The 14,633-nt window shown below is 64.3% G+C and carries 16 protein-coding genes; 5 read left to right on the top strand and 11 right to left on the bottom strand.

Annotated elements, in window-relative coordinates; translation table 11 throughout:
* Nucleotides 1-51: 51 nt before the first annotated feature.
* A complete protein-coding gene (locus ACRANW_RS02875) occupies nucleotides 52-867 on the bottom strand; it encodes a PhzF family phenazine biosynthesis protein (protein ID WP_479433059.1) in 816 nt (271 codons plus the stop codon).
* Nucleotides 868-878: 11 nt separating this feature from the next.
* Complete coding sequence (gene pdxH, locus ACRANW_RS02870) at nucleotides 879-1,535, bottom strand: pyridoxamine 5'-phosphate oxidase (RefSeq protein ID WP_479433058.1); 657 nt, start codon at nucleotides 1,533-1,535, stop codon at nucleotides 879-881.
* Between the two features lie 138 nt (nucleotides 1,536-1,673).
* Here pdxH and ACRANW_RS02865 point away from each other — a divergent pair, with 138 nt between their 5' ends.
* The 4 genes from ACRANW_RS02865 to ACRANW_RS02850 are packed head-to-tail and all read left to right on the top strand — an operon-like array spanning nucleotide 1,674 to nucleotide 5,572.
* Nucleotides 1,674-2,672, top strand: coding sequence for a DnaJ C-terminal domain-containing protein (locus tag ACRANW_RS02865; RefSeq protein WP_479433057.1), 999 nt, complete (start codon nucleotides 1,674-1,676; stop codon nucleotides 2,670-2,672).
* 23 nt (nucleotides 2,673-2,695) lie between these two features.
* The gene (locus ACRANW_RS02860; protein ID WP_479433056.1) at nucleotides 2,696-3,691 is read left to right on the top strand and encodes a YihY/virulence factor BrkB family protein; all 996 of its coding nucleotides are present in this window, start codon (nucleotides 2,696-2,698) and stop codon (nucleotides 3,689-3,691) included.
* Nucleotides 3,688-4,509, top strand: a complete 822-nt coding sequence (fabI, locus tag ACRANW_RS02855) for an enoyl-ACP reductase FabI (protein ID WP_479433055.1) — start codon at nucleotides 3,688-3,690, stop codon at nucleotides 4,507-4,509. The genes ACRANW_RS02860 and fabI overlap by 4 nt, the downstream gene beginning before the upstream one ends.
* A gap of 49 nt (nucleotides 4,510-4,558) precedes the next feature.
* On the top strand, nucleotides 4,559-5,572 hold the full coding sequence (locus ACRANW_RS02850) for an NAD-dependent epimerase/dehydratase family protein (RefSeq protein ID WP_479433054.1): 1,014 nt from the start codon (nucleotides 4,559-4,561) through the stop codon (nucleotides 5,570-5,572).
* A 5-nt stretch (nucleotides 5,573-5,577) separates the two neighbouring features.
* Here ACRANW_RS02850 and ACRANW_RS02845 read toward each other — a convergent pair whose 3' ends face one another.
* On the bottom strand, nucleotides 5,578-6,141 hold the full coding sequence (locus ACRANW_RS02845; protein ID WP_479433053.1) for a hypothetical protein: 564 nt from the start codon (nucleotides 6,139-6,141) through the stop codon (nucleotides 5,578-5,580).
* Between the two features lie 157 nt (nucleotides 6,142-6,298).
* Here ACRANW_RS02845 and ACRANW_RS02840 point away from each other — a divergent pair, with 157 nt between their 5' ends.
* On the top strand, nucleotides 6,299-7,588 hold the full coding sequence (locus ACRANW_RS02840) for a nucleotide sugar dehydrogenase (protein WP_479433052.1): 1,290 nt from the start codon (nucleotides 6,299-6,301) through the stop codon (nucleotides 7,586-7,588).
* A 15-nt stretch (nucleotides 7,589-7,603) separates the two neighbouring features.
* Here ACRANW_RS02840 and ACRANW_RS02835 read toward each other — a convergent pair whose 3' ends face one another.
* From ACRANW_RS02835 to ACRANW_RS02800, 8 genes are all read right to left on the bottom strand, one after another.
* Entirely contained in the window at nucleotides 7,604-8,125 is a 522-nt protein-coding gene (locus ACRANW_RS02835) for a demethoxyubiquinone hydroxylase family protein (protein ID WP_479433051.1), read from the bottom strand.
* Between the two features lie 37 nt (nucleotides 8,126-8,162).
* The gene (locus tag ACRANW_RS02830; RefSeq protein WP_479433050.1) at nucleotides 8,163-8,630 is read right to left on the bottom strand and encodes a disulfide bond formation protein B; all 468 of its coding nucleotides are present in this window, start codon (nucleotides 8,628-8,630) and stop codon (nucleotides 8,163-8,165) included.
* Between the two features lie 8 nt (nucleotides 8,631-8,638).
* Nucleotides 8,639-10,024, bottom strand: coding sequence for a S41 family peptidase (locus tag ACRANW_RS02825; protein WP_479433049.1), 1,386 nt, complete (start codon nucleotides 10,022-10,024; stop codon nucleotides 8,639-8,641).
* A gap of 132 nt (nucleotides 10,025-10,156) precedes the next feature.
* Nucleotides 10,157-11,407 carry a murein hydrolase activator EnvC family protein gene (locus ACRANW_RS02820; protein ID WP_479433048.1) on the bottom strand — a complete coding sequence of 417 codons (1,251 nt, stop codon included), beginning with the start codon at nucleotides 11,405-11,407 and terminating at the stop codon, nucleotides 10,157-10,159.
* 7 nt (nucleotides 11,408-11,414) lie between these two features.
* On the bottom strand, nucleotides 11,415-11,837 hold the full coding sequence (locus tag ACRANW_RS02815) for a 23S rRNA (pseudouridine(1915)-N(3))-methyltransferase RlmH (protein WP_479433997.1): 423 nt from the start codon (nucleotides 11,835-11,837) through the stop codon (nucleotides 11,415-11,417).
* A gap of 139 nt (nucleotides 11,838-11,976) precedes the next feature.
* Nucleotides 11,977-12,327, bottom strand: coding sequence for a ribosome silencing factor (rsfS, locus tag ACRANW_RS02810; protein ID WP_479433996.1), 351 nt, complete (start codon nucleotides 12,325-12,327; stop codon nucleotides 11,977-11,979).
* 171 nt (nucleotides 12,328-12,498) lie between these two features.
* Nucleotides 12,499-13,179, bottom strand: coding sequence for a nicotinate-nucleotide adenylyltransferase (locus ACRANW_RS02805; RefSeq protein ID WP_479433047.1), 681 nt, complete (start codon nucleotides 13,177-13,179; stop codon nucleotides 12,499-12,501).
* Between the two features lie 32 nt (nucleotides 13,180-13,211).
* Nucleotides 13,212-14,510 carry a glutamate-5-semialdehyde dehydrogenase gene (locus ACRANW_RS02800; protein WP_479433046.1) on the bottom strand — a complete coding sequence of 433 codons (1,299 nt, stop codon included), beginning with the start codon at nucleotides 14,508-14,510 and terminating at the stop codon, nucleotides 13,212-13,214.
* Nucleotides 14,511-14,633: the final 123 nt, after the last annotated feature.

Genomic DNA, 14,633 nt, shown 5'->3' with positions numbered 1-14,633 from the left:
CACGCCATCCGGCGTGCGGTCCCCGCCGCACGCGCAGCAAGCTGCGCCCGATCAGAGGTAAAACAGGCCCTCAACCACCGTAACGCACGGCCCGCCCAGCCATGCGCGGTCGCTATCTAATCGGAGCGCCAGATCACCGCCCCGCGCGCTCGCCTGATGCGCCGTGAAGCTGTCCCGCCCCAGCCGCTTGGCCCAATAGGGTGTCAGAACCGCATGGGCAGAGCCGGTCACGCTATCCTCGTCCACCCCGCCGCCGGGGACGAACACGCGGCTGACGATGTCGGTGGCGTTGCCGGGCGCAGTGACGATGAACTGGTCTGTGCCGAGCGTTTCCAACCCGCGAATGTCCGGCGCAAGGCCCCGCACAGTTGCCTCGTCATCGTACAGGTAGATGTTATAGCCGAGGTCAGACCGCGCAATGTTCGCCGGTTCGGCCCCCAGCAGGCGGATCGCATCGGACTGGTTTTCGGCGGTATCAGGCGTGGTGGCAATCGCCGGCAGCGCGAGTTGATAGCCATCTCCGGAGCGCACGACCTCCAAATTGCCCGACTTGCGCGTCCGGAACGTCACGCGCTCAAGCGCCTGCCCTTCGGCGTCGCGCGTCAACAGCACATGACCGCTCGCCAGCGTGGCATGACCGCACAATGCGATTTCATAGGTGGGCGTGCACCAGCGCAGCTCCCAGTCGGCCTCTCCGGTCGCATCGCGCACCACGAAAGCGGTTTCGGCAAACAGGTTCTCGGCCCCGATCGCGACGAGCACATCATCGGGCAGCCATTCGTCCAGCACCATCACCGCCGCTTGATTGCCGCCAAAGGGCTGCGCGGCGAAGGCATCGACGTGCCAATAGGGGATTTTCTGCGTCATCAGTGCGGATCTCAAGGGTAAAGCAGCGTGTCGAACCACGGCGTGTCAGCAGCCTCGCGGATGAACTCGCGGCGGTCGTGCAGGCGATTGTCGCGGTCGATCCAGAATTCAATCCGGCGCGGGCTGAGAGTGAATCCGGTCCAATGCGCCGGACGCGGAACCTTGCCGTCCGCTTCATGCGCGGCCCACAGATCCTGCACACGGTCCAAATAGGTCTGGCGTTCGGGCAAGGGGCGCGACTGATCGCTCGCCGCGCTGCCGACCTGACTTTTGTAGGGGCGCGAATGAAAATAGGCGTCGGCGGCCTCGGCGCTCACCTCGATCAACGGGCCTTCAATGCGGATCTGGCGGCGCAGGCTCTTCCAGTGGAACAGCAGCGCGGCCTGCATGTTGGCGCGGATGTGCTGGCCTTTGCGGCTCTCGGTATTGGTAAAGAAGGTAAAGCCGCCGCCGGCGATGGCCTCATGCCCGTGCCCCTTCAGCAGCACCATCCGCACTGACGGCGCCGCATCCGCTGTCGCGGTCGCCAGCGCCATCGCGTTGGGATCGTTGATTTCGCCCACCTGGGCCGCAGCAAACCAGTCCTCGAACAGGTCAAAGGGATTGGCGCCCGCAGGCAGAACGCTGTCCGCCAGCTGGGCATCATCGAGGGGAATCGTATCGCTCATGAAAGGTGTCCTTGCTGAACCGCAGCGGGACATAAGCACACCGACCGGGCGAGGAAAGTGCGTCTGTCGCAATTGCGCCTGCCGCTTGCAGCCAGCGCATGCTTGCGCAGCCGCGCTGTCTCACCTAGCTAATACGCCATGCGCGACCCTTACAGCACCCTTGGCATTGCCCGTACCGCCTCGGAATCGGACATCAAAAGCGCCTATCGCAAGCTCGCCAAAGAACTGCATCCCGATCGTAACAAGGATAATCCCAACGCGTCGGAGAAGTTTTCCGATGCGACTCGCGCCTATGATCTGCTTTCGGACAAAGCCAAGCGCGCGCAGTTTGATCGCGGTGAGATTGATGCCGAAGGCAATCCGGCCAATCCCTTTGCAGGGATGGGCGCGCGGCCAGGCTATGGCCGCGGCGGCAGCTATGGCGCGGGCGCAGGCGCTGGGGCGGGCGGACCGGGTGGAGGCGATTTTGGTGGCTTCGGGGCAGACGAGGTCGATCTGGGTGATTTGTTCGAAGGCCTGTTCGGCGGGCGGGCGCGGCCGCAACAACCCCCGCCACGGCGCGGGTTTGGCCGCCAACCCCCGCCACCTCCGCCCAAGCGCGGCGCCGATATCCAGTACCGGCTGGCGGTGCCTTTTGTTGAGGCTGCGGCAGGCCGCGATCAGCGCATCACGCTGGCCGATGGCAAGGCGATCAACCTAAAGCTGCCCGCCGGGGTCGAAGATGGCACCATGATGCGCCTCAAGGACAAGGGCCACAGCGGCACCGGCGGCAATGGTGACGGGATTGTGATGGTCGAGGTGGGCACCCACCCCTTCTTCCGGCGCGAAGGCGACAATATCCGCATGGACCTGCCCATCACGCTCGATGAAGCGGTGCGCGGCGCCAAAGTGAAATGCCCCACAGTCGATGGCGCCGTGATGCTGACGATCACGCCGGGCAGTTCCAGCGGCACCGTGCTGCGGTTGGCCGGCAAGGGCTGGACTCGCAAGAACGGCAAGGGGGAAAGCGGCAAGCCTGATCGCGGTGACCAACTGGTTTCCATCGAAATCCAGCTTCCGGCGGATCTTGCGCCGCTCGAAGATCGACTCGATGGCTGGATCGACATCGCCCGGCCGCGCGAGAAATTCGGCCTTTAGGCCGGGCGCGCAAGGAGCGTGACATGAGCACAGACGACCGCGTAGAGCCCGTCGAACTCGAAGTCCGCTCGCTCTCCCCCGAGGCACGCAAGCAGCGCGCCCGCCACGGCGAGCGCGAGGCGCGCAGCGGAATCACGACGCGGCTCAAACGGCTGCTCGGGCCGGGCACCCGTGTGTTCGAAGTAACCGGACGGGTGCTCGCAGGCACTTACAACGAAGGCTTCATTCACGCCGGGAACCTCGCCTATCTGTCGATGGTGGCGATCTTCCCCTTCTTCGTACTCGGCGCGGCGCTGTTTGCTCTGATTGGCGGGGGCGAATCGGCTGACGGCATGATCGAGGCGATCGGCCTCGCCCTGCCCGGAAATGTCGCTGACGTCATTGCGCCGGTTGCGCAAACGGTGATGGATTCGCGGTCTGGCTGGCTGCTGGGTCTTGGCGCACTGGTGGCTCTGTGGACGGTCTCCAGCCTGATCGAAACCATCCGGGACATCCTGCGCCGGGCCTATGGCACCAAGGCGCGGTTGGCGTTCTGGCGTTATCGGCTGCTGTCGGCAGGGCTGATCCTGGGCGCGGTCGTGGTGCTGATGATCTCGCTGTTCTCGCAAGTGGTGATCGGCGCAGTCCAACAGGTTGTGGAAACCAGCCTGCCGCAATTGGGCGAGCTGATCGCGTGGCTGCGATATTCGCGCATTGTGCCCGCACTTGGCCTGGGAGGATCGCTTTGGGTGCTGTTCGTCACGCTCTCCCCGCATTCCTATCGCGGCAAAGCCTTTCCCAAATGGCCGGGCGCGCTGTTCACGACGGCGTGGTGGCTTTTGGTGACCACGGCGCTTCCCATCGTGCTGCGCAGCGTTTTCAGTTACGACCTCACCTATGGAAGCCTGGCGGGCACGATGGTGACGCTGTTCTTTTTCTGGCTCGTTGGCCTTGGCCTCGTTATCGGCGCACAATTGAATGCAGCGCTGGCCGATCCGGAAAAACGATCCGGTGAGCCGCGCGAGGAGATAACGGAATGAATGCAACGACCAGCGCCGGACTGATGCACGGCAAACGCGGCCTCATCATGGGGCTGGCCAATGACAAATCGCTCGCCTGGGGGATCGCCAAGCAACTGGCCGCGCACGGCGCGGAGCTGGCTTTCTCCTATCAGGGCGATGCGCTGGCCAAGCGGGTGAAGCCGCTGGCCGAGCAACTGGGCAGCGATTTCACGTTTGAGTGCGATGTTTCCAGCATGGATTCGCTCGATTCGGCCTTCGCGGCGCTCAAGGCGCGGTGGGACACGCTTGACTTCGTGGTCCACGCGATCGGCTATTCGGACAAAAACGAATTGCGCGGGCTCTATGTCGATACCAGTCTCGACAACTTCCTGATGACCATGAATATCTCGGCCTATTCACTGGTTGCGATTACCCAGCGCGCCGCCGCGATGATGCCCGAGACCGGGGGCGCGATCCTGACGCTGAGCTATTACGGCGCAGAAAAGGTGATCCCGCATTACAACGTGATGGGTGTGGCCAAGGCCGCGCTGGAAGCCAGCGTCAAATATCTTGCCAATGATCTGGGGCCCCGCAACATCCGCGTCAACGCGATCAGTGCCGGACCGATCAAGACATTGGCCGCCAGCGGGATCGGCGATTTCCGCTACATCCTCAAATGGAACGAGCTGAACGCGCCGCTGCGCCGCAACGTCACCATCGACGATGTCGGCGGCGCCGGGCTGTATCTGCTGTCCGACCTGTCTTCAGGCGTTACCGGCGAGACCCATCATGTCGATGGCGGCTACCACGTCGTCGGCATGAAGCAGGAAGACGCGCCCGATATTGCGCTGTCTTAGGGCGTCGTCTTAGGGCGCTTTCTTAATGCAGACACTGTAGGTCGCTCCCATGCGCACCGTTCTTGTCACCGGCTCGGCCGGGTTCATCGGCTTTCACCTTTCGCAATTGCTGCTGGAGGAAGGCTTTCGCGTCGTCGGCTTCGACGGGATGACCGACTATTATGACGTGCGGATCAAGCAGCGGCGGCACCAGATGCTGCTGCAACATCCGCATTTCTCCTGCCTTGAGGGGATGCTGGAGGATTTCGCTACGCTGCACGCGCTGGCGCTGGCGGAAAAGCCCGATGTGATCGTGCATTTGGCGGCGCAGGCCGGGGTGCGATACTCGCTGGAGAACCCGCGGGCCTATATTGATGCGAATGTGATCGGCACCTTCAACGTGATGGAATGCGCACGCGAACTGGGCGTCGATCATCTGCTGATGGCGTCGACCTCATCAGTGTACGGCGCCAACACCGAAATGCCGTTCGGCGAAGATCAGAAGGTCGACACCCCCCTCACCCTCTATGCCGCGACCAAGAAGGCGAACGAGGCGATGGCGCATTCCTATGCGCACCTGTGGAACCTGCCGACCACGATGTTCCGGTTCTTCACCGTCTATGGTCCGTGGGGCCGGCCGGACATGGCGCTGTTCAAGTTCACGCGCGGGATCCTCGAAGGCACGCCGATCGACATCTACAATGATGGCGAAATGTACCGCGATTTCACCTACGTCGCCGATCTGGTGCGCGGCATCCGCTTACTGATCGACGCCGCCCCGGTACGGCCAGAAACACCCGAGGATATCGCAGAAGGTGACAGCCTGTCACCAGCGGCACCCTTCCGCGTGGTCAATATCGGCAATGGCGACAAGGTGCGCCTGATGGACTTCATCACCGCGATCGAGGCCGAATGTAAGCGCGAGGCAGTGAAGAATTTCATGCCGATGCAGCAGGGTGATGTGCCAGCCACCTGGGCCGATGCAACCTTGCTTAAAACGCTTACCGGGTATGCCCCGCAAACCCCGTTCCGCGACGGTGTGGCGCGCTTCGTGGCGTGGTACCGGGATTACTACCGGGTCTGACGCACTTATTGCGGTGGCGTCGGCGTTGCGGGTTGGGGCAGCGCGCCTTCGCTTGGCAATTCGCCCGCCCGCTCACGCTCAAGCCGCTCCATGTATTCGCGCTCAATCATCTCTACCCGGCCTTGCTCAGCAGCGGCATCTTCATCGATGGTCGAAAGACGCTCGGCCCGCGCTTCTTCGATCAAGCGGCCGAAGCGTATACCGTCATCCTCGGCACGATCCTTGTAGGCCGCTTCGATGAACTTCTGGGTGCAGCCAGTGAAGCCCCCCGCGCCAGCGGGCGAGCAGCTCATTGCGCCAAAATCGCCGACATATTTGATCTGGTCGACCTGCCGCGCCAGCGACTGATTGGCCGGATTGTCGGAATACCGCAGGTTCGACGGGATGCGATAGCGGTCTTCCTCGACCAGAATTTCGCACACCACCACTTCGCCCGGCTGAGCGACGGGGCATTCGGCTTCGTTGTACGCAATCACCATGTTGATCTTTTCGTCCGCGCTCTGCGCCGCAGCAGGGCTTGCAGCGGCGGCAAGAGCGAAGAGAACAGCGGGGGCGAAAAGATGCTTCATGGCGCAGGGATCCTTTGTGACCGCGCGGGGGGGTGTCCGGCTGTGCCATGCCCGCAACGAAGTTCGTTTGTCTAGTGCTTTGGGGCTGAACCGTCCGTGAAGCCGCAAGGTCAGCGTGGTTAGCGAAATATTGAGTCGCGTTAGACTATCGGGTTGCATGGATCAAAAAATCGCAGTTGTCGGCCTGGGCTATGTCGGCCTGCCTGTTGCCGTGGCGCTGGCCGAGCGACTGAGCGGGCACAGCGTCGCGGTGGTGGGGTTCGATATTGCCGCGGCCCGCGTTGCGGAGCTTCTTGCCGGACACGATGCGACCCGCGAAATTGACGATGCGCGGCTGGCGTCATGTGATCTTGCCGTCTCGGATGATCCTGCGGTGCTGGAAGGCGCCAGCATGATTATCGTCACCGCGCCGACCCCGATCACTGCGGACCACCGCCCTGACCTGACTCCGCTGGAGCGGGCCTGCGAAACCATCGGCCCGCGCCTTACCAAAGGCTCGCTGGTGGTGTTCGAATCGACCGTGTTTCCGGGCGTGACCGAGGATATCTGCGGGCCGTGGTTGGCAGCGCAGTCGGGCCTCGTGCAAGGGCGCGACTTTGCGCTGGGTTACAGCCCGGAACGGATCAATCCGGGCGATCAGGCCCACCGGCTCGAAAGCATAACCAAGATCATCGCTGCCGACAGCACAGCGGCGCTTGCTCGGATGCGCAGTGTTTACGGCGCGATCGTTGATGCGGGCTTGCACGAAGCGCCCTCGATCAAGGTGGCCGAGGCGGCAAAGGTGATCGAGAACACCCAGCGCGATCTCAATATCGCCTTGATGAACGAAATCGCGCTGATCTTTGACCGCATGGGCCTTGCCACGCGCGATGTGCTGGCGGCGGCGGGGACGAAGTGGAACTTCCTGCCCTTCACCCCCGGCCTCGTCGGCGGGCATTGCATCGGTGTCGATCCCTTCTACCTGACCGCGGCGGCGGAAAAGCTGGGCTACCGGCCCGAGGTGATTCTGGCCGGACGGCGGATCAATGATGCGATGGGGCAGGCCATTGCGCAAAAGGCGGTCAAGCTGCTGATCGCAAATGGGGTTGCGCCCTGCACAGCGCGGGTGGGCATCATGGGGCTGACCTTCAAGCAGGACGTGCCCGACATCCGCAACTCCAAGGTGCCCGATATTCTCGCCGAACTGCGCGAATACGGGATCGACGCAATGGTGAGCGATCCGCTCGCTGATCCGGCGTCCGCGGCGCACGAATATGGCATTACGCTGCGCGCCGTAGATGAGATGGTGGATCTTGATGCGCTGGTGCTGGCGGTCAACCACGCAGACACGATCGCCAACCCGGCGGACCTGGTTGCCCGCGTACGCAAAGGCGGCGTGCTGATCGACGTGAAAAGCGCGCTCGACCGCGAGGGATTGCCCGAAGATCTGGTTTACTGGAGCCTGTAGCGGTAATCTTCCCGCTTAGATCCGCTCGCTGACCTTGATGGCAATGCGGCACCCCAGCCGAATCACGCCCGCCAGTAGCGGATAGGCAGGCGCGCGTTCAGCGCCATTGGCAAAAGCCGCATCACGGTGTTCACGCTCATCCTCGCGGAAGGCGGCGATCATCTCGGCCAATTCAGGATCGGCCCCGGTGGCTTCAAGCTGATCGAGCTGATCGCTGTAATGCTTGTCGATCTCGGTTTCGACCGCGGCGGTGCACGCCATCGCCGCTTCCGGCCCGAGCAGCGCCGTACCTGCGCCCAGTGCATAGCCCGCTGCTGACCAGATCGGATGCAGCGCCGTGGGCCGCACGCCGCGCCGGTGCAGCAGCGCATCGAATTTGGCGCGGTGTTCGGCTTCCTGCGCGGCCATGTGGCGGATTTCCGCTGAATGCGGCCCACGGTCACCCATGACGGCAAGCTGGCCTTCATAAATCCGGGTGGCGCCGAATTCGCCGGCCTGATCGACCCGGATCATCCGGTGGAGTTCATCGCGGTCCATATCTGCGTTCCCTTCGTAGGTCCCCGTCACCGAGGTCTTACTTCTTATACGCGGCCAGCGCCACAATGGCCGCACCGCTGATGCCCGAGATCAGGAAGTTGAACCCGGCCAGCGAAATGCCCCCCAAGGTCCACGGCGCCACATCGCAGCGGATCAGCGGCGCGGCGTTGAAGTCCAGCACATCGACCCCGGCCATGGGCGCCGTGCACGCAGTGATGCCGTCCCACCAGCCATATTCGACGCCGGCGTGAAACCCGCCGATCAATCCGGAGGTCAGAATCGCCAGGCCCGCTAGCGCGGTCCAGACCTGCGCCGGCTTCAGCACATAGGCGGCCAGCCCCGCCCCGACGGCGGCGAAATGCGGATATCGCTGCCACCAGCACATTTCGCACGGATACAGGCCGAAGCCGTATTGCGAAATATAGGCCCCGCCCAGCAAAGCGGCCGGAACCAGCACGGCGAGCGCACGTGCCATTCGCGCGTTGGCCCCCGAAATGTTCATCATGCGCGCCTTTATGGCTTAGCCGAAGGCTTGGCGGCAGGTTTGCCTGCGCGGGGCGCCGGCCGCAGCGCCACGGTGCTCTTCGTGGTGCGGCGCAGGGTTTCGGTTGCGTAGTTCAGCTGGAAATCCTTGATGCCCTGCTCCTCAAGCTGCGCAGATGTCAGCTGGAAGCGCGGATCGGCGATCTTGTCGGCCTCCATCTCTTCATCCTTGACCGCCAGTTCGTTGATCAGGTGGCCGCGCAGATCGCTTTCGCGGGTCTGGTATTTCTGGCGCAGTGTGTAATCGGGGTCGGAGATTTGCGGCACAGTGATGTCCGGGCGAATACCGCCTTCCTGCACCGATTTGCCCGCAGGCGTGAAGTACCGCGCCGTGGTCAGCTTCAGCGCAGCATCTTTGCCAAGCGGCAGCAGCGACTGGACCGAACCCTTGCCAAAGCTGCGTTCGCCCATAATCAGAGCGCGGCGGTGATCCTGAAGCGCGCCTGCGACAATCTCGGAGGCTGAGGCGGAGCCTGCATTGATCAGCACGATCATCGGCACGCCTTCGGCCATATCGCCGCGATAGACCGTCTCGGCATCGTAGAGCATCGTTTCGCCGCGCGCGCGGCCGCGCTGGCTGACGATGCGCCCGTCGGTCAGGAACAGATCAGACAGCGCCACCGATTCATCGAGACTGCCGCCGGGATTGTTGCGCAGGTCGAGCACCAATCCGTTGACCCTGCCCCCCGGCGCGGTCTTCTTGATATCCTGCCACGCGGCAAACACATCCGCGCCGACATTGGCGGAAAATTCGTTGACCGTGATGATCCCGATATTGCCCGCAGACACCTCATGCGTCACCGGCTCCAGCTCGATCACGCCGCGCGTTACGCTCACTTCGAGCGGTTCGGTGCGGCCCGGACGGAAGATCGTCAGCTGGATCGAGGTGCCCTTGGGCCCGCGCATCTGCGCGACCGCGTCATCCAGTTTCTGATCGACAATCAGCTTGCCGTTCAGGTGCGTGATGAAATCGCCGGCCTTGATGCCCGCGGTTTCAGCCGGGCTTCCACGGAATGGCGAGACCACCTTGACCGCGCCATCCTCCATCACAACCGACAGGCCAAGACCTGAATATTGCCCATCGATCATGGTTTCGAGCCGCTGGAGATCGCCGCCATCGAGATAGGCCGAATGCGGATCAAGTGCCGCCAACATCCCGTCAATCGCGCCGCGGATCAGCACGTCATCCTCGACCGGCTCGACATAGCTTTTCTTCACCAGCTGGAGCACCGCGAACAGCTTGGCGAATTCCGGGCCAGCGCGGCCATCGACCTGCGCCATGGTCACCGTGGTGGCGGGGATCAGTGCGACGGCGGTGACCAGCGCGGCGCTGCGCAGGAGAGCGGCGATTTTCATAAGCGGTGCAAGGCTCCTTTGTTCAACACGGATATAGGATTGCCGGTCTTAACGCCAGATGAGAGCATTGCCGCCAAGGCCGATCTGCCCGTGCCGAAGAGCTCTTACATTAGCAGCCCTCGCGCCTTGTCCTTAACGCAAATATTGCAACGGATTGACCGGCTGTCCATCGCGCCGCAATTCGATCGTCACCGGCTGCGTGCCACCGCTGGCGCGGCCCATCGGACTGCCGCCAATGACCGCGTCGCCCACCGCCACCTCAACGCGGCCCAGCCCGGTGACAAGGCTGGTCCAGCCGCCCTCATGTTCGATGATGACGATCCGCCCGAACCCGCGATAGGCGCCCGCGAACGCGACCCGCCCACGCGCCGGGGCCACCACCTGCGCATCCTTGGCAGGCGCGAGGCTAAGCCCTGTGCTGGCAAGGCCGCTATCGCGCCGGGCACCAAAGCCGATCAGCGTGCGGCCCTGCACCGGCAGTTGGAAATCTCCCGGCGGCGCAGCGGTTTGAACAGCCGATGCGCTGGCCGTTAGCGCAGGCGCGACCGGCAACGCCGCAGACAGATCGTCCGGACGCAGCACCGGACCCGGCAGGGCAGCAAGCTCCTGGCGCAAGGCTGCCACTTCGCCCAGCTTGTCTAACAGGCCATCCAGATCACGCGCTTCCTCGGCCAGCGCAAGCGCGCGCTCCCCTTCGCGCAGCGCCGCACCGCGGGCATCACGCGACGCAAGGCGCTGCTGGGTTTCCAGTGCGGCAAGTTCAATACGGCGCTGGCGCAAGGCGCTTTCGCCATCGCGCATCTGCGCAAGCGCGCGGGCCGCGGCCGCTTCGAGCGCCCGTCCCCGGTCCAGTTCGCTGCGCAAGGCGGCGGTGCGGGCGCGGATCTGCGGGATGGCGCTGCCTAGAACGGCGCGGACATGAACCACATCGGTGAGCGATCCGGGCTGCAACGCGGCGAGCGCGAGCGGTCGGCGCGCAGCGGTCTGCAAGGCGGCGGCAAGGCGGGCGGTCGGCTCCTGCTTGATGGCCAGTCTTGCCGTCAGGCCAGACCGGGCCTGCCGCGTAATCGTCAACCTGGCACGGGCAATTTCAATATCGGCTTCGGCCTGCTGAATCCGGGCGGCGAGCGCGGCAGCTTCGCTGGCCGTACGGGTGGCGGCTTGCGTCGCGGCTTCGGCGGCGCGGGTCAGGCGCGTCGCACGGGCTTGCGCGATCCGGCTTTCGCGGGTGGCACGGGTGAGCGCGGCTTCAGCCTCGTCAGGCGCCAGCAAAGTAATGGCGGGCGCGGCCTGTGTCTCAGGCATCACCAGCGCGAGCGCGGCGCCGACGGCAAGCATCGCGGACAGCGTCAGGGCAACAGGGCGGCTTGGGGCGCGGGGCATGAACCGCTCATGCCCGATGATAGGGATGCCCGGCAAGGATCGTGGTGGCGCGGTAGAGCTGTTCGCTCAGCATCGCTCGGGCCAGCATGTGCGGCCAGGTCGCCGGGCCAAAGGCGAGCAGCAAATCAGCGCCGGCCCGCTCGGCATCGGAATGGCCATCGGCTGCGCCCAGCATGAAGCGCGCCTCGCGCACGCCTTCGTCCCGCCAGCGGCCCAGAAGGTGGGCGAAATCCTCCGACGTCATGGCCTTACCGCGCTCGTCCAGCAGGACGGTGCGAACCGGCGTCAGCGCGTCAGCCACCTTGCCCGAGCCGGTATCGGGCCATTCGGTCAGCTTGAACGGCCAGGTCATCCGCTTGGCATAGCGATCCACCAGGTCGCCCTCAGGCGACCGGCCAATTTTGCCCCGCGCGATGATGTGGAGAAGAATGAGAAATACCCCGACAACGAAGCGCGAAACGGACCGCACAGCGGTTCGCTAGGCCGACCGGCCGCCCGCAGGTGCTCCGTCGCGCAAGCGACGGAAACGCACCGAGGACGCTCGCCCGGAGGGGCGAGCGAAAAACAGATTAAGCTCTTCCCTGCTGCGGCTCGCCACCCTCGAACGACCACATGCGTTCGAGGTTATAGAAGGTGCGCACTTCGGGGCGGAACAGGTGGATGACCACATCGCCCGCGTCGATCAGCACCCAGTCAGCCGCGGGGAGGCCTTCGACCCGGGCATGACCGAAGCCGGCCTTCTTGATCTGTTCCGCCAGTTTCTGCGCCATCGACGCGACCTGACGGGTCGAACGGCCGCTGGCGATCACCATGTGATCGGCGATCGAGCTTTTTCCCTCAAGCGGGATCGAGACGATCTCTTGCGCCTGATCATCGTCAAGCTGAGCAAGCACCAGTTGGTGCAGGGCATCGGTGCCCATCTCAGGCTTGCCGAGCGATTGGGCGGTATTGGCAGCAGCTTGCACGGCGCCAAGCGGAAGGGAAGCGACAAAGGCCTCGGACATCGACAATCGGGTATCTCCAGAGTTTGAAAGCAATGCGGCGCACATAACGCAAACGGGCAGAGCACCGGGCCGAAACGCCTGCGCGTTTCATGCCTTGACCTCGTGCCGGAGCTTGCGGAATGTCAGCCGGTCACGCACCTCTGCCCTTCGTTCCTGACGATCCGCACCTTGGCCCTGCCCGTTATGGGCAAGCACGGTATCAGCCCACCCGGCATGGGTACGGCGAATAGCCGTGGCCGAGCGGTCGTCCGGATCGAAACGCATGAACACCAGGGCCGGTGCGCTCCACTGCCCCCGTTTCCGAATGCTGGCGGCAGACACACGATAGCGCCTGAACCAGGCCATGGCGGGGCTCGTCATAGCGCCGCTATCATAGCCCGGACGGGCGATCACCGCAATCGGCATTGTCCGCGCCAGCCTCCGCCAGTCTTTCCAGCGGTGCAACTGGGCGAGATTGTCGGCGCCCATCAACCAGATGAACCGCCGCTTGGGATAGCGCCGGACGAGCCGCACGAGCGTATCGACGGTGTAGCGCGTGCCCAAGTGCTGCTCGATCGCGGTCGGCACGATTCGCGCCCGCCGCGCCTGTTGGCGGGCAGACAGCAGGCGCGCGGCCAGCGGCGCCATGCCGGCCTGCTCTTTCAACGGATTGCCCGGGGATACCAGCCACCACGTTTCGTCCAGCCCCAGCGCCTCGCCAGCAAACAGCGTGATCCGCCGGTGCCCGCCATGCGCAGGATTGAAGCTGCCGCCCAGCAGTCCGGTCAATTGAGGAGGCGGTGGCAACGACGTATGGAGGGTTAAGGGCGCGCCTGTCCGCTTCCGCGGACCTGCCACTTGTAGGTCGTCAGCCCTTCGAGCGCGACCGGACCGCGTGCGTGCAACCGCCCGGTGGCAATCCCGATTTCCGCGCCCAGCCCGAACTCGCCCCCGTCGGCAAATTGCGATGAGGCATTGTGCATCACGATCGCGCTATCGACCTCTGTCAGGAAGCGTTCGGCGGCGGCATCGTCATCGGTGACAATCGCGTCGGTATGGGCCGAGGAATGGCGCGCGATGTGGGCGAGGGCTTCGTCCAGCCCGTCGACGATGGCGACCGAAAGGATCGCATCGAGATATTCGGTGTCCCAATCATTCGCGCTGGCGGGAACCACACGCCGGTCAAGCGCACGGGCGCGTCCGTCGCCGCGCACTTCGCAGCCCTTGTCGATCAGTGCGGCGATCAGGGCGGCAGCCTTGGGATAGGCCGAATCGATCAGCAGCGTTTCCATCGCGCCGCAGATGCCGGTGCGGCGCAGCTTGGCGTTCAAGGCGATCCGCTCCGCCATGTCCGGATCGGCGGCGGCGTGGATGAAGGTATGACAGATGCCATCGAGATGCGCGAGCACGGGCACCCGCGCATCGGCCTGCACCCGTGCAACCAGGCTTTTGCCCCCGCGCGGCACGATCATATCGATCAGGCCCGCCGCTGCCAGCATCGCGCCGACGCAGGCGCGGTCTTGCGACGGCATCAGTTGCACCGCTTCTGCCGGCACCCCGCCCTGAACCAGTCCGGCCACTAGCGCGGCATGGATTGCGCGGTTGGAATGCACCGCCTCGCTCCCGCCGCGCAGCAACGCCGCATTGCCCGCCCGCACGCACAGCGCGGCGGCATCGGCGGTGACGTTGGGGCGGCTTTCGTAGATGATCCCGATCACGCCAATCGGCACGCGGATACGCTGCAATTTCAAGCCATTGGGCCGCGCCGCAGAATCGATGACATCGCCCACCGGATCGGGCAGATCCGCGACAGCGTCGACCGCGTCGGCAATCGCGCCCAGGCGCGCATCATCAAGCGCCAACCGGTCGAGCATGGCCTTGGCAAGCCCATTGGCTTCGCCTGCGGCAATGTCTTGTGCGTTGGCAGTGAGAATCTGCGGCGCGGCAGCGCGCACGGCCTGCGCGGCCAGATGCAGCGCGGCCGCACGGGCTTCGCTGGGCATGGCGGCGAGCGCGCGCTGCGCGGCGCGTGCGGCGCGGGCCATGTCGGGAACCAATGCGGCAGGATCGGCGTCAGCGGGCTTGGCGGCGGGTTTGGTCTGTTCAGCTTGATAGGTCATGGCACGCAGCCTTAGCATTTGTGGGTCGCGCTGTCAGGTCGTGCGAGTCGCAGAGTGCAAAAAGGGGACCGCAAACCGGCTATCCGGTTTTGTTCCAACTGACTTTAACAAAGGATAATCATT

The organism is Erythrobacter sp. 'gip.4 top 5' (genome assembly GCF_056495765.1).
Note: the sequence above shows the minus strand (reverse complement) of the source record. Positions and strands in the feature narration are given on the sequence as shown.

Excerpts from the sequence above, each read along its gene's own strand:
- ACRANW_RS02800 (WP_479433046.1), bottom strand. The coding sequence starts at position 14,510 with ATGACCTATCAAGCTGAACAGACCAAACCCGCCGCCAAGCCCGCTGAC.
- ACRANW_RS02850 (WP_479433054.1), top strand. The coding sequence starts at position 4,559 with ATGCGCACCGTTCTTGTCACCGGCTCGGCCGGGTTCATCGGCTTTCAC.
- ACRANW_RS02820 (WP_479433048.1), bottom strand. The coding sequence starts at position 11,407 with ATGCCCCGCGCCCCAAGCCGCCCTGTTGCCCTGACGCTGTCCGCGATG.
- rsfS (WP_479433996.1), bottom strand. The coding sequence starts at position 12,327 with ATGGGCACCGATGCCCTGCACCAACTGGTGCTTGCTCAGCTTGACGAT.
- ACRANW_RS02860 (WP_479433056.1), top strand. The coding sequence starts at position 2,696 with ATGAGCACAGACGACCGCGTAGAGCCCGTCGAACTCGAAGTCCGCTCG.
- ACRANW_RS02835 (WP_479433051.1), bottom strand. The coding sequence starts at position 8,125 with ATGGACCGCGATGAACTCCACCGGATGATCCGGGTCGATCAGGCCGGC.
- pdxH (WP_479433058.1), bottom strand. The coding sequence starts at position 1,535 with ATGAGCGATACGATTCCCCTCGATGATGCCCAGCTGGCGGACAGCGTT.
- ACRANW_RS02875 (WP_479433059.1), bottom strand. The coding sequence starts at position 867 with ATGACGCAGAAAATCCCCTATTGGCACGTCGATGCCTTCGCCGCGCAG.
- ACRANW_RS02840 (WP_479433052.1), top strand. The coding sequence starts at position 6,299 with ATGGATCAAAAAATCGCAGTTGTCGGCCTGGGCTATGTCGGCCTGCCT.
- ACRANW_RS02865 (WP_479433057.1), top strand. The coding sequence starts at position 1,674 with ATGCGCGACCCTTACAGCACCCTTGGCATTGCCCGTACCGCCTCGGAA.
- ACRANW_RS02830 (WP_479433050.1), bottom strand. The coding sequence starts at position 8,630 with ATGATGAACATTTCGGGGGCCAACGCGCGAATGGCACGTGCGCTCGCC.
- ACRANW_RS02825 (WP_479433049.1), bottom strand. The coding sequence starts at position 10,024 with ATGAAAATCGCCGCTCTCCTGCGCAGCGCCGCGCTGGTCACCGCCGTC.
- fabI (WP_479433055.1), top strand. The coding sequence starts at position 3,688 with ATGAATGCAACGACCAGCGCCGGACTGATGCACGGCAAACGCGGCCTC.
- ACRANW_RS02845 (WP_479433053.1), bottom strand. The coding sequence starts at position 6,141 with ATGAAGCATCTTTTCGCCCCCGCTGTTCTCTTCGCTCTTGCCGCCGCT.